Below are 12,138 nucleotides of genomic sequence, written 5' to 3' on the forward strand. Positions count from 1 at the left end.
ATGTGACAACCGCGACAACCTTCACATCTTTTCACACATTTAAAGATATTTTAATATAGTTTATGGGCTGCTTCACGCCAGAAAAAACGGAGCAGAATGGTTCTGCTCCGTCATCTGTTTTCTTCTTCAAGCTCTGCTGCAGCCTCGAAAATGCGCGCAGCATTCTGCTTATCTGAATGACTGAAAATCATTTCCCTGTTCTCGCTTACTGCTTTTTTTTCGATCCAGCCGCGCTTCAAATGACGCCGCAGGCTTTTCAGCAGTTCTTCCTCCGAATGCACAACATCTCCAAGAAAAGTCTCTTCAAGCGGCCGGAGACTGCCTCCCTGGAAAAACCGTTTCGTATCGAAATGATAATAGATAACCGGCTTCTGCATATACGTAAAATCAAATGAGACGCTTGAGTAGTCTGTGATCATCAGCATACTTTCCTTTAACAGCTGCTGGACCGTTTTTTTACCCAGTTTGACTACTTCGATTTTATCACTGTTAATTTTATCGAAAGCGTCTGTGTACTGCTGCATCCGGTAGTGCGGATAAAACTGCAGCACCACGTCATTTTTCTCTAAAAACCGGTGCAGCCTCGGATTTTCCAGAAAGCTTTTGTACCGGCGGTAATATTCCGATTCCAAAAAGGTTTCCTTGGAATGCAGCCACTCCCGCCAGGTCGGGATAAAAATAATTTTCCGCTCCGCCGCCGGGCCCTCCAGGAGATTATCAAACCGTGAAAGTCCCGTCACCTGAACAGTCTCTTCATCATAGTGCATCTTTTTCATAACCATTTTCTTTTCACTTTTCGAGCTGACGCAAAACAAATGAAACGGATATTTATAGTATTCCCGGTTATATTCCACACGCTTTCGCCCAAGCACGCCGTGCTGCAGAAAGACCCGCAGGCCGTTCCGGTAGGATTCCATTAACGAGCCTTTAAACGGAAGAAAATATTCAATGTCATGCGAACCGAAAAAGGCTGTCGCCCGCAGACAAACGTCCACGTGCTCATCGCTTCCGATAATCAGAACGTTCCCAAGCTTTTCGACAGCTTCACGGTCCATGGAGTCTTTCTCAATCGCATAGTACACGTCCATTTCCGGGTGTACGGTCCGGCAGTACTTGAAAAAATGATACCCTGTATCCTGCGCCGTATCCGGACGTTCCCCGACAACCCACACTGCAGGCTTTTTCCCAGCCCTCTGCATTCTGGCATTTTCTTCCCGGAGCTTCAGGAAATGCTTACGTGGATACGTTGTCGTCTCTATTTTCACATTCCCGCGCGGCGTATAGGTTACATACCAGGAAACCGCCTGATCCCCCTCTTCAAGCACCCAGGAATGCAGGATTTCATCTTTATAATAGATAAAATCCTTTTTCCCAAGCTTTCGTTCGTGCATGAATTCTCCGGCATGCAGACGGATATGCATATCCAGCACAGCCCTATCACCGTGAAGCGAGCGGAAATCCTCGAAGGCCGCTTCTGCTTCAAATTGCACCCAGTTATCTTTCAGGTACTGGTTTTTGATGGCAAAGTGATGCTCGTCTTCCGTTTCCCGGTTTTTTATCACTACAGTAACCCGCTGCCTGGGCCGAAGGTTGCGTGTCAGTGTTGTAAAACGGGCCTGCCCTTCAATAATAAATTTCCCGTTTTTCACCTTCATCGATGTAATATCCTTGGCAATGTCGATTTCATCTATGGAGAAGGCTACACGTTTACTTGTCGTACGGTAAAACTGGTGGCGGTAAATTTTGTCCTGGTGGTACCATTCAAGCTTTGTATTTTTCACGAGGTTGCCGCTGTTGGAACGCAGCCGGTAATCAATCTCCTCTTCGTTTCTGGTAACACGCAGGTAAAGATCCGACCGCCCGAGCCGGTAGGGATGCTTTCCTCTCCCGGCTTCATTTTTAAATAAATCGGTCACTTCTCCGTGAAAAACGTATTGCGCCTGTTTGGAATGCAGCTTATACACATGCACCGGCACAGATGCTTCTTCATTGGTGTCTCTGTTTTTCCATACGAGCTCCCAGGCGTCCGGAGTGTAGCGGTTCCAGTAAATCGTGCCCCGGAAATGAATAGTTCCCTGTTCATAGCTTGCCCGGACCGTATACAGTTTGACGTTTTCTGTCTGAATCATAACCGAAGCCGAATAATTCTGGGTGCGGTACAGCCGGAAGCTGACCGCCCCTTTTTCATAATGAGGAGCATACCACTTGGATGCTTTCACCATATCCTTGGCCGGCATATGAAGACGATGCCGCCATAACGGCTTTTCACTGGCATCTGCGATATAAAAATCCCATACTCCTGTAAAATGACTTGAAGCCTCAAGCTTTACAGTCGACGACCACCATTTATCATTCTTCCATTCCACAGGGTAATAATATTTTTTCGGTTCTCCGCGCTTTTTCAGAATCAGTTGAAGCTTTGACGGCCAGCCGTTTGCTTCAAGCAGATGCTTTGAAGCTGTGCCGAGCAATACCCATCCTTGATCTACTGCTTCTACATCCATCAAATATGCAGGGAAGAGCTTCACTTTTTGTCCCGACGGCCTGGTAACTTTTAGTTCCAGGTTGTTAAATTTATTGATTACCGGTCTGAATAAACATCCTTTTTCATTTACACTAACCGTTCCCTTCTGCAGCCAGGTCGTCCCGCTCCTTCCAGTTTTCAGACGATAACGAATTCCTTCCCGCCGGTTCGAAAGCACCGCATAGCCGACCGCTTTAAAAGGAATATCAGCCGCCAGTTTTTCAAGCAGTACGTAGGGCACATAGCCTTCAAACGTTGAAAAGCTCCGTCCGTTTCTCGTGTCAGACGCAAAAAAACGGAGCGGCACCCTGATCCGGTTTTCCCATTCCGCTCCTCCTGCCCATTCGATAAAAGAATATTCCTCTTCAATTCGCTTTGGCAGCCGATCATCTCCAATTTCAATGCGGATTGTTATACCATGGTCGTCTCCAAGCCATTCCTTCGTCCGGCAGCTGTACTGTTTTTCCTTGCACGGGGACTCTCTTTTCTTCAGCTGCTGCACCGGTGTCCGGTAATGCGTTTTTATTGCTGGTGCCTTCATCTCGACGCTCTCCTCTGTTGTCAAACTCTTTTCACTATGTAAAATGCGGACGCTCTGAAGGGTCCGCATTACGTTTCATATTAGTATAGCATATGCGTATTAGTAGCTTCTATACGCGAATGGGCGCGTGTACGTTTCGGTCAGACGGGCTCTCCAGGCAAAATCATCCTCCGCATGATCATGGCGCCTTGGGATCCATTTTTTCCCGATAATCATCGTTTCCGGCCGGTCCTTTGTATACTGCTTCCATTCCGGTATATCTTCATGCCCGGGATCTCCTTCCCTGGCGAACCGAACCCAGGCGTCCTGCATCCTGCGGGTGAGCCCCGGGCTTTCATTTATGCCCAAAAGCATCCGGTTCCGGAGGGAAAACGCTGTTTTAACCGTATTAAACAAATACCCGAGCTCGAGTCCATGGCAGGCTTTCAGCCAGCGTGCTTCCACATTGAATCGGTATTGATACACTTTCCCTCCTGCCCGGGAATAAAGCTCGCTGAGTTCTGTGTGATATAAACGAAACGCCCGGTCTGTAAACATTTGCATAAAAATCTGCGAGCGGCTCCATTTAGGATATCTTTTCTTATAGTCATGATAAACAGCCATCGTTGTCTCTTCCGACATATGTTCGTATTTCCGAAGATAAAATAATACATACGTATCCACTGATTTTTTCTGGCGCAGCTCTGGAATCAGCAGCTTGAAAAAATGCATCTCATTGGCAGTGGAGCCGTGAAGGAGCTGCACCTTTCCTGCATTTTCCTGAATTGCCCGTTCTACATCAAATGGAATAATTTCTCCATCTGGTGTGGGGGCAAATATTCTGGAGCCATTATACGGTCCGTTAGAGGTGAAGTTTTTGTTCACGAACGACACCGTAGTTTTTACAAGGCTTTCTGCCGGAATCGTGCAGATGTCATTCATGGAATGCAGGCCGAGCTTGTAAATAAGCTGATCCGAAATGTTCACCGCATCCTCCACCGAACGCGCAAGTCCGGTAATCACTCCGCTCTGGGCGATGACCTTCTGAAAAAGCCCACGGGCAGCAGGAGCAGCTAGCAGGGCCGTTACACTGATGCTGCCGGCTGACTCTCCAAAGATGGTGACGTTCTTCGGGTCTCCGCCAAAGCTTTCAATATTTTCCCGGACCCAGCGGAGTGCTTCCATTTGGTCGAGCAGGCCGAGGTTTTTCATATAGGCCTGTTCCGGTCCGCAAATGTTCTCTGCATCCAAAAAACCAAACATCCCCAGCCGGTAATTAATACTCACCACCACCACTTCTCCCCGGGAAGCCAACGATTTCCCGTCATATAACGCCTCCCGGTTCGATCCGCTGTTAAAGCCGCCGCCGTGAATAAACACCATCACCGGCCGGTGGTGCATCGGTTCTTCGTCCGGTCTCCAGATGTTTACATTCAGGCAGTCCTCCGATTCGGTACCCTTTCGGAGGCCTTCCACAGTCTGCGGGCAGGAGGGGCCATAATCCAGAGCACTGGATACTTCTGTGGATTCGCCCAAACGCTGCGGCTTTTTAAACCGCTCCGCCTCTGCGTATTTTATTCCGAGATACTCCTGAACATATTTGTATAAACGGCCTTCGTATATTCCTCCGGGTGCATGCAGCCGGACAGTGCCTTTTAATTTTTTCATTTTATCCTCCATATATACAAAGCGTTATATTTATTTTTTAGTAAGAAAATATGTATATTTTAATTCTTCGTGATATTAGTCGACGGAACAATGGCCAGGTTACGTATAAGCAGCTACATATTTTTACAAATTTTTACTTATCGTTATGATATTCGTATTTGCAGCTGCTCTTTTTACTATACAAATAATAAAAAAAACTGCAATACCCCAAAGTCGGGGACTGCAGTTTTCATTTATCAGTTTTTAACATCGGGATTGCTGACTTCTGTATCACGTTTATTCATTACGTAAAGAACGCCCAAGACGATGAGGACCACAACACTGAATAACGCAAGCACACCGTAGCCTTCCCCTAAAAATCCGGCCCTGTATACAAGAGAGCCAAAAACGCCGCCGAGCGCCGGTGCCGCTACCGGGATCCAGGCATACGGCCAGTTCGAATCCCTTTTACCTGCAATAGGCAGCAGGGCGTGGGCAATACGCGGTCCCAGGTCCCTGGCCGGGTTGATGGCGTAGCCTGTGGTACCGCCGAGCGACAGCCCGATCGCCCCAACAAGAAAACCGACAATAAGCGGGTTCAAACCTTCCGTGAACTCATTTGCGCCTATACTGTTTAATACGAGTAAAAATACAGCGGTCGCGATAAACTCACTCAAAAAGTTCGCAAACCGGTTCGGAATCGCCGGATCAGTTGAAAACGCCGCCAGCTTTACATCAGCATTCTCCGTTTCCTTCCAGTGCCCAAGAAAGTGCCAGTATACAACAGCTCCGCCGAGCCCTGCTCCTATAATTTGAGAAACAATATAGCCTGGCACCTGCGCCCATTCGAACGCCCCAATAGAAGCGAAGCCGAGAGTAACGGCTGGGTTTAAATGCGCACCGGAAAACTGCCCGACGGCGTAGACCCCCATCGCCACGGCAAACGCCCACCCGAGCGCTATAACAATCCATCCTCCTCCCTCTGCTTTCGATTTGTTTAAGTTGACGTTTGCGACCACACCGCCGCCAAAAATAATAAGTATCATCGTGCCAATGATTTCCGCTAAATATATCGACATTTTTCCAGCTCCCTTGTAAGCGTTTGTAATTGCAGACATAAGTATCGACAGCCGTTTCGTTTCCTTAAAACGACTAAAAAACCGCACACTCCGCTCCCTCTTGAGCATTTAGTGTGCGGCTTTCATTCGACTCAGCCCGATATATTAACTTGGAAAAACTGTAGCATGAAAAGAAAACGCTGTCAATTTGATTTGGAATACAGAGTTTCATTTAGCCTCTTTTTACTGGCTGGTTTCTTCCATAAACAAAGCGGCCAACCGAGCAATTAACGGTCAGCCGAATACGCCTTATTTATTTTTTATCCTTCGAATTATTTTTTCCGCCATTTGCCTGTTCGGCAGAATTTCTGCTTCCCTGCCATTGTTCCTTCTGATCGGCTGTATTTCCGGTATCTTCACCTTCCATATCAGCGACGGAGGCGTCTTCTACTTTTTCCACCCGTCCTTCCTCTTCTTCCTCTTCTTCCTGATCACTTGTGTAGCCGGTCATTTCCGGATCATCGGATGGCGTCTGGGAAGTACTGTGTTCACTTACCGCTTCCCACGTATCCTCTTTATCAAAAGCGACATTTTCTTCCGTTTTTTCCTGCTCCGGTCCGGGGTTAACCACGTCTTCTTCCACGGGATGGTCCTGGGAAGGCTTATCGCTACCCGCATGTTCTACACAGCGCGTCGTTTCCGGCACAATTTCAAGGCGTTCATATGGAATTTCTCTGCCGCAGACTTCGCACTTACCGTAATTTCCGTTTTCCATTGCCTCAAGGGCATGATCGATGTTTTCAAGCTGTTCCCGGGCCTGATTATTTAATGCTGCGTCTTTTTCCATTTCATGCAGCTCCGTACCCTGGTCGCCCGGGTGATTGCTGTATTCGGAAAGTTCACCGATGGTTTCTGTATTGTTATTAGCATTTCCTGTTTCTTCTGCTTCAATTTTTTCTTTATTTTCTTCTTTCATTTCCAAAAGCTGATTTTTTAATGTTTTTTCCTGTTCTGCCGTAATCATTTGTATCCCTCCAGTTTTGTCTACTACCTCTTTACCCATTTATCCTCTATATTGAAAATGCTTTTTTTCAAAAACGTTCATAATAAAATAAACCGTGATTGCTTAGCTTCTTTTCCCACGGTTCACTGATATATAAACACGGGTCCCCAGAAAATATGTCAGCTGCTCCCATCTTCTGTTTTGACCATTCCGTAGAGTGCCTGATTGACATAACCACCGGCAAGGCGCTCTGACTCCTTTAATGTCCCTTCCAGTTGAAATCCCAGCTTCTCCGGCACCGCCCTGCTTTTTATATTTCCTTCAGCGCAGCGGATTTCCACCCGGTGCAAATCCATTTCGTCGAAGGCATAGTTCGTAAAAGCTTCTACTGCCTGAGTCATGATGCCTTTTCCTTCGTATTCCTTCCCAAGCCAGTACCCGAGGCTCGTTTTTTTATTTCCCCAGTCCACTTCGTGGTAGTTAATAACGCCGGCAAGGCTCCCCTCAACCCTTATACCTGCGCGAAAACCGCCTCCGGCTGCCGCCTGCTGGAGCATCCTGTCAATGTTTTCAGCAGTATCCTGAACCGATTCGACATTGTCCACCCAGTTCATCCATTCTTTTAAGTGTTCACGATTTTTATCAATGAGGGCAAACAGTTCCCCTGCGTGCTCTTTTTGAAGCAGCAACAGCTCCAGGCGCTCGTTAATTTTATACGCAAACATAGAATGTCTCCTTTTATTTCATTATCAGCATGTCCTGCTCGTCGAATTCCCAAAATTCTGCGTATGCCGCTTCCCAGAGGTGACCATCCGGATCTTTAAAATACCCGCTGTAGCCTCCCCAAAAAACCCATTCCGGTGCTTTTACGATCCTGCCCCCGGCACCGGCTGCCTGTTTCATGACGCTATCCACTTCTTCGGCAGACTTCGCATTGTACGCAAGTGTGATCCCCGAAAAACCCTGGGCCGCTCCCTCCATTTCTTCTCCGGTTTCTTTTGCCAGTTCCTTTAATGAATACAGAGCGAGTTTAGTGCCTTTGTTATTAAAAAATACAATACCCGGGCCGTCTTCAGTCGAAGCAGCCTCAAAACCGAGTCCCTCCCGGTAAAATTTCCTGGAAACAGCAATGTCCCTGACACCAAGTGTAATAAGGTTAATTCTATTCATAGCTTCGTCCTCCCTTATTGAGGTTCCACATTCAAAACTTCTTTAATTGTTATTTCGCCGGGGCTCCTCATTTTCCTTTTTCATTTCCCTCGAACCGCTGGGCAGGTCATTCCGGCGATGCGGCGCGTTTCGCCCTTCATTCAAAGGGGAACGGTCCATTACAACCAGACCTACTATAAGGAGGAAGAAAAATTATGAGTAAGACAATATTTATTACCGGTGCTGGCACCGGCCTTGGAAAAGGAACAGCTATTGGACTGGCGAAAAAAGGTCACCGCGTGATTGCTGCAGTTGAGATAATGGCGCAGATTACAAGTCTCCGGGAGGAAGCAGAAGCGGCGGGTGCGGATCTCGAAGTGATTAAGCTCGACATTACCAATAAGCGGGACCAGCAGCTGATTGCGGACTATGACTATGATATTTTCGTCGCAAATGCAGCCATCGGTGAAGGCGGCCCAATAGCTGAAATACCGGTCGACCGCGTTCGCGAAATTTATGAAACCAACGTGTTCAGCACGCTTGAGAATGCTCAGATTGCTGCTAAAAAATTCGTAGAAAAAGGCCGGGGCAAAATAATCTTTCTCAGTTCTATCGTCGGTGTGGTGGCTATGCCTTATTTGGCCCCGTACGGTTCCACTAAACACGCTATCGAGTCTATTGCAAAGTCTATGAAGGCAGAGCTTGAAGAGTTCAATGTCCAGGTTGCAACCATTAACCCCGGCCCGTACGAAACTGGCTTTAATGACCGGATGTTTGAAGAAAAGTGGAAATGGTATGATCCGGAAAAAAACTTCACACCGGAAAAATCAATCAGCAGCATGGAGCAGATGCTCGACAGCCAGTTTGATCCTGACGATATGATTAACAAAATGGTAGAAGTCATCGAAGCAGACCATCACGCCTTCCGTACGGCTCATCCGCAGGATACGGAGGATCAGATGAAGCAGGAGGAAAAGCAGAACTGGGATGCCCGTATATAAAAAATAAACCGGCCGCGTGCCGGTTTATTTTACGTTCTGATCCATATGAAGAAATTTCATATCGGTGTCTATCTGCCCATACAAATACTGTTCGGAAAGGTCTTCCCCTTTCAGCCAGCAGGAGAAGTCAATTTCGTAGGGATCGCGGCTGCCTCCAAGCGCGAACCACGCTTTTTGCTCCTGCAGGAGGTAGCCGGCGGTATGAATCGTACCGGCCCAGCTGTGATAATTATCCGAAAACACTCCGCCGCTGGTATTATTTAACAGCCGGTACGCCTCTTCTGCTGAAGGGCGTACCTGTTTTTTCTTTTCCATAACCTCCTGACGGGCTTTCGAATCCACTAAATAATGCCGGTTTTCTTCCGGCATTTTTTCAAAGTGATTCGTACACGTTTGATCCTCCCTGGCGATAACTCCGCGCGGTGACGCTTCCACTACTTTGGAAACACCTTTCGTGTCCTGAATCACGTAGCTGAACGAGTGGCGGTGCGGAATTTCTTTCAGCATATCGACCGCCTCCTCTACCGATGCACACACCTCCAGGATTAAGCGGCCAATCATGGAGCAGATAAATCCGTCTCCCGGCTTTTTCCGGTGCATAAAATTATAGCCCATCGCAAGCTGTTTTTCGTTCATGCCGTCCATCCGGCCGGTCACCCGCTGCGAGGGGCCAATCATCGCATAGCCCTGATCCGCCGGCTGAAACAATGTGTACCTGCCCTCGTAGGTTTTTGGGTGATAGTCGTAATTGCGCACCAGGTAATCGTCTCCGGTCATAATAGAGCAGCCCGATTTAGGTATCTCAAGACGATAGCCGGAAAAATGCATAATGATTTTTTCCATGCTCCATTTCAAACCGTCCTGCAGCCCTTCAAGCTCCTCCCAGATACCCGGGGCCACTTTCATAAGAGCCTCTTTCGTTTCCGCTATATCCACCTGAAACCGCGGCTTTCGTATTTTCCATTGCTTATCCCGGTTTTCAACGGATAATGACCCGGCAAGAAGTTTTCCCTGGTATTTGCCAAATTCGTAATGAGTGCCGCGAAACTGCACCACGCTGCTGTATATCTCTTTCACATTGTCACCTTCAATGAATGGTTATTTTTCCCCGGCACTGCATGAAAATCAGTTCCGTAAAATGAAAAACCGCCTGGCTACAGGCGGTTTAGCGATGCTTTTCCCGGTATTCCTGTTCGAGTATGCTCATCATTACAGCATGATAATACTGGTGGTCGTAGTAACGACACTCGCGCTTCATTCCTTCGTGCACGAATCCAAGCTTTTCATATACGTGAATCGCCCGGGTGTTAAACGAAAAAACTTCCAGTTCAATCCTGTGGAAATTCAGTTTCCCGAACCCGTATTCAAGCATCAGTTTTGTTGCTTCAGTGCCGAAGCGCTGCCCGATATAGTCGTCAAATATAATCATTTGAAACCTCGCCTGCCGGCTCGCCGGTGTGTCGATATCAATAAACGAAGTATCCCCGATTAATTGATCATTTCCCTGCATGAAAATGCCGAGCCGGACGTCTGCATGGGCATCGGTACCTTCGATATAGCGCTCCACATCCTCCAGCGTGTAAATATGGCTGGCGCCGGTAAACTGGCGGGCAATGTGATTATTATTAAACGCTTCGTACAACGCCGGTATTTCTTCCTTCGTGTAAGGACGCAGGTACAGCTGCTCTCCTTCAATTGCTTTAACTAATGGCTGCATATCTATCCCCCATTTATTCTCTATTATCCTGGTATACGATCATCGCGCTGAAATAAAAGAAGTTCATTGCAAACTGAATATCTGTTACTTCGATGTCTGCATCGTCCAGAAAGGCATTCACTTTCTTGTCGAGTCCTTTATCGCTTATGGCGTAAAACGTTTTTATCCTCACGTCTCTCCTCCTCAGCATTTCCTATTATCTATTGTACCAAAAGCAGGTATGATAAAAGGAGAACAGGAGGGAAATATATGGAACGAATTTATTACGGTGAGCACTCTGAACAGTTCGGAGAACTTCGCCTGCCTGAAGGAGAAGGTCCTTTTCCTTTAGCAATAGTTATTCACGGAGGATTTTGGCGAACACCTTTTGGTCTCGATATTATTCAGGATGTGGCTGAGGATTTGACCCGGGAAGGCATTGCCACATGGAACATTGAATACCGGCGCGTTGGTCACGCGGGCGGTGGTTGGCCCGGAACGTTCAATGACGTCGGCAGGGCCGCTGATTACGTGCGTGAGCTCGCAGCCACCCGCCCCATTGACGTTCGACGAGTGTTTACCATTGGACATTCCGCAGGGGGACAGCTCGCCTTATGGCTCGCTGCCAGGCCATCCCTGCCCGCTACCAGCGAATTGTCCCACTTCGCTGACCCGCTATCCATATATGGAGCGGTAAGTCTCGCCGGGGTGCTTGATTTACATCTAATGCACGAGATACATGACTACCGCAACAAAATCACAAACGCCCAGGAACCATCGGACCCTGTCGCCGATCTGCTTGGCGGCTCCCCGGACGAATTTCCTGAACGCTATACTGAAACCTCGCCGTTTGACCTGATCCCTATCGATGTCCCACAGATACTCGTGCACGGAGCGCTCGACGTGAACGTGCCGGTAGGCATCAGCGCGCAGTACCATCAGGCGGCCAAAATCGGCTACCGGTCCATACGGTATCTCGAACTTCCGGACGCAGAGCATTTTATGCTTACCGATATTCAGACCGATGCCTGGAGCCTGATTAAAGAAGAAATCCATGAAATGCTTTCTCTATAAAAAAACCGCGAAAATAATTTACTAATATTTTCGCGGTTTTTTATGATGCTTCACTGTACCTTTTCAGCCCTTTCAGTATATCCTTAGCAAGCTTATTCGTCAGCGGACGTACGAGCGCCCCAAGCACCCGGCCAAAACGGTGGTTTTGACGGGATTCGTACGTCTGGACGACTTCGGTCCATGCCGATCGCTCTTTTAATTCATAGGTAATGACAATATGCATTTGCTGGAGAGTCAATTCATAGCTGAATAACTCCGGCTCCTTCACACTTAGATTTCTCCCTTCAGATACGTAGACGGAGCGCCCAGCTTTCTGGGTCTGAGTGAATAACGCATCTTCCTTTTCAGGTGAATGCTCATATGTAATGTCGATAATTTCCGGACTCCACTCTGCCCGCTTCTCTGGATCCGTTAAACAATCATATACTGTCTTCCTGGATGCTTTTATCATGATTTCATGCTTCAT

12 protein-coding genes are annotated in these 12,138 nt (G+C 47.7%); 2 read left to right on the plus strand and 10 right to left on the minus strand.

Features of this window, described 5'->3' with window-relative positions; genetic code table 11:
• Positions 1 to 110: 110 nt before the first annotated feature.
• The 6 genes from ACTRXF_RS08880 to ACTRXF_RS08905 form a co-directional block, all read right to left on the minus strand.
• Positions 111 to 3,065: a CDP-glycerol glycerophosphotransferase family protein gene (locus tag ACTRXF_RS08880; RefSeq protein ID WP_474278733.1), complete on the minus strand. Its 2,955-nt coding sequence runs from the start codon at positions 3,063 to 3,065 to the stop codon at positions 111 to 113.
• Between the two features lie 99 nt (positions 3,066 to 3,164).
• Positions 3,165 to 4,712 (minus strand): carboxylesterase/lipase family protein, encoded by a 1,548-nt coding sequence (locus ACTRXF_RS08885; protein WP_474278735.1) that lies wholly within the window; start codon positions 4,710 to 4,712, stop codon positions 3,165 to 3,167.
• A gap of 236 nt (positions 4,713 to 4,948) precedes the next feature.
• Complete coding sequence (locus ACTRXF_RS08890; RefSeq protein ID WP_474263719.1) at positions 4,949 to 5,770, minus strand: MIP/aquaporin family protein; 822 nt, start codon at positions 5,768 to 5,770, stop codon at positions 4,949 to 4,951.
• A gap of 292 nt (positions 5,771 to 6,062) precedes the next feature.
• Entirely contained in the window at positions 6,063 to 6,773 is a 711-nt protein-coding gene (locus ACTRXF_RS08895) for a TraR/DksA C4-type zinc finger protein (protein WP_474278737.1), read from the minus strand.
• A 158-nt stretch (positions 6,774 to 6,931) separates the two neighbouring features.
• Positions 6,932 to 7,477 carry a GNAT family N-acetyltransferase gene (locus ACTRXF_RS08900; RefSeq protein ID WP_474278739.1) on the minus strand — a complete coding sequence of 182 codons (546 nt, stop codon included), beginning with the start codon at positions 7,475 to 7,477 and terminating at the stop codon, positions 6,932 to 6,934.
• Between the two features lie 13 nt (positions 7,478 to 7,490).
• Positions 7,491 to 7,922 (minus strand): VOC family protein, encoded by a 432-nt coding sequence (locus tag ACTRXF_RS08905; RefSeq protein WP_474278741.1) that lies wholly within the window; start codon positions 7,920 to 7,922, stop codon positions 7,491 to 7,493.
• Positions 7,923 to 8,116: 194 nt separating this feature from the next.
• Between ACTRXF_RS08905 and ACTRXF_RS08910 the strand changes: the two genes are divergently transcribed.
• A complete protein-coding gene (locus tag ACTRXF_RS08910; protein ID WP_474278743.1) occupies positions 8,117 to 8,902 on the plus strand; it encodes an SDR family oxidoreductase in 786 nt (261 codons plus the stop codon).
• 24 nt (positions 8,903 to 8,926) lie between these two features.
• Here the strand turns inward: ACTRXF_RS08910 and ACTRXF_RS08915 are convergent, their stop codons facing one another.
• The 3 genes from ACTRXF_RS08915 to ACTRXF_RS08925 all read right to left on the minus strand — a co-directional run bounded on the left by ACTRXF_RS08915 (position 8,927) and on the right by ACTRXF_RS08925 (position 10,791).
• Positions 8,927 to 9,979 carry a C45 family autoproteolytic acyltransferase/hydolase gene (locus ACTRXF_RS08915; RefSeq protein ID WP_474278745.1) on the minus strand — a complete coding sequence of 351 codons (1,053 nt, stop codon included), beginning with the start codon at positions 9,977 to 9,979 and terminating at the stop codon, positions 8,927 to 8,929.
• An 88-nt stretch (positions 9,980 to 10,067) separates the two neighbouring features.
• A complete protein-coding gene (locus ACTRXF_RS08920) occupies positions 10,068 to 10,619 on the minus strand; it encodes a GNAT family N-acetyltransferase (protein ID WP_474263739.1) in 552 nt (183 codons plus the stop codon).
• A gap of 13 nt (positions 10,620 to 10,632) precedes the next feature.
• Positions 10,633 to 10,791: a hypothetical protein gene (locus ACTRXF_RS08925; protein WP_474263741.1), complete on the minus strand. Its 159-nt coding sequence runs from the start codon at positions 10,789 to 10,791 to the stop codon at positions 10,633 to 10,635.
• A gap of 77 nt (positions 10,792 to 10,868) precedes the next feature.
• Between ACTRXF_RS08925 and ACTRXF_RS08930 the strand changes: the two genes are divergently transcribed.
• Positions 10,869 to 11,672: an alpha/beta hydrolase family protein gene (locus tag ACTRXF_RS08930; RefSeq protein ID WP_474278747.1), complete on the plus strand. Its 804-nt coding sequence runs from the start codon at positions 10,869 to 10,871 to the stop codon at positions 11,670 to 11,672.
• A 40-nt stretch (positions 11,673 to 11,712) separates the two neighbouring features.
• Here the strand turns inward: ACTRXF_RS08930 and ACTRXF_RS08935 are convergent, their stop codons facing one another.
• On the minus strand, positions 11,713 to 12,138 hold the full coding sequence (locus ACTRXF_RS08935; protein ID WP_474278749.1) for an SRPBCC family protein: 426 nt from the start codon (positions 12,136 to 12,138) through the stop codon (positions 11,713 to 11,715).

Source organism: Marinococcus sp. LNHM3E3-2.2 (assembly GCF_056034385.1).

Bases quoted from the DNA above. Each gene is read 5' to 3' on its own strand.
- ACTRXF_RS08880 (WP_474278733.1), bottom strand. From the start codon at position 3,065: ATGAAGGCACCAGCAATAAAAACGCATTACCGGACACCGGTGCAGCAG.
- ACTRXF_RS08885 (WP_474278735.1), bottom strand. From the start codon at position 4,712: ATGAAAAAATTAAAAGGCACTGTCCGGCTGCATGCACCCGGAGGAATA.
- ACTRXF_RS08890 (WP_474263719.1), bottom strand. From the start codon at position 5,770: ATGTCGATATATTTAGCGGAAATCATTGGCACGATGATACTTATTATT.
- ACTRXF_RS08895 (WP_474278737.1), bottom strand. From the start codon at position 6,773: ATGATTACGGCAGAACAGGAAAAAACATTAAAAAATCAGCTTTTGGAA.
- ACTRXF_RS08900 (WP_474278739.1), bottom strand. From the start codon at position 7,477: ATGTTTGCGTATAAAATTAACGAGCGCCTGGAGCTGTTGCTGCTTCAA.
- ACTRXF_RS08905 (WP_474278741.1), bottom strand. From the start codon at position 7,922: ATGAATAGAATTAACCTTATTACACTTGGTGTCAGGGACATTGCTGTT.
- ACTRXF_RS08910 (WP_474278743.1), top strand. From the start codon at position 8,117: ATGAGTAAGACAATATTTATTACCGGTGCTGGCACCGGCCTTGGAAAA.
- ACTRXF_RS08920 (WP_474263739.1), bottom strand. From the start codon at position 10,619: ATGCAGCCATTAGTTAAAGCAATTGAAGGAGAGCAGCTGTACCTGCGT.
- ACTRXF_RS08930 (WP_474278747.1), top strand. From the start codon at position 10,869: ATGGAACGAATTTATTACGGTGAGCACTCTGAACAGTTCGGAGAACTT.
- ACTRXF_RS08935 (WP_474278749.1), bottom strand. From the start codon at position 12,138: ATGAAGCATGAAATCATGATAAAAGCATCCAGGAAGACAGTATATGAT.